1 protein-coding gene is annotated in these 698 nt (G+C 68.3%); it reads right to left on the bottom strand.

Features of this window, described 5'->3' with window-relative positions:
* Positions 1-698 (bottom strand): PLP-dependent aminotransferase family protein (locus DID98_RS35525; RefSeq protein WP_148093564.1); only part of this gene is annotated, 698 nt, incomplete at both ends.

Below are 698 nucleotides of genomic sequence, written 5' to 3' on the forward strand. Positions count from 1 at the left end.
CCGAGCGGATTCTGGAAGTTCGGCATCACCATGCACGCGGCGATCGGCTGAGACTTCGCGATCGCCGCCAGCGCCGCGATGTCGATTCCGTATTCCGGATGTGTAGCGACCTCGATCGCCTTCATCCCCATCCGTTCGATCGCGTGCAGCATCGCGTAGAACGTCGGCGACTCCACCGCGATCGTGTCGCCCGGTTTCGCGACCGCCTGCAGGCACAGGTTGATCGCCTCCGTCGCGCCGACCGTCACGATGATCTCGTTCGGGTCGACCGACATCCCGTTTTCCAGGTAGCGCCGTGCGATCTGCCGGATCAGGCGCGGATGGCCGGGCGGCAGCCCGTCGGTCACGCCCCACAGCGACTTGTCGCGGCCGGCCGCGTACGCGTAGCGGTTCAGCTTCTCGAACGGAAACAGGCTCGGGTCCGGGTACGGCGAGCCGAGCGGCACCGCGTCGTCGGTGCCGATCGCGCGCAGCGTGGACAGCACGAGCCGGCTCATGTCCACCGACGACGAGATCGCGATCGGCTTCGACGGCCGCAGCTCGCGCACCGGCGCGTGCCCGTCGTCGTTGCGCAGGTTGACGAAGTACCCCGACTGCGGGCGGCTCTCCAGCAGCCCGCGGCTTTCGAGCAGCAGGTACGCGTGCAGCACGGTCGTGATGCTGATCCGGTGCTGCTGGCTCGCCTGCCGCACCGACGG

It is taken from the genome of Burkholderia sp. Bp8984, from assembly GCF_003853755.1.
GTDB lineage: Bacteria > Pseudomonadota > Gammaproteobacteria > Burkholderiales > Burkholderiaceae > Burkholderia.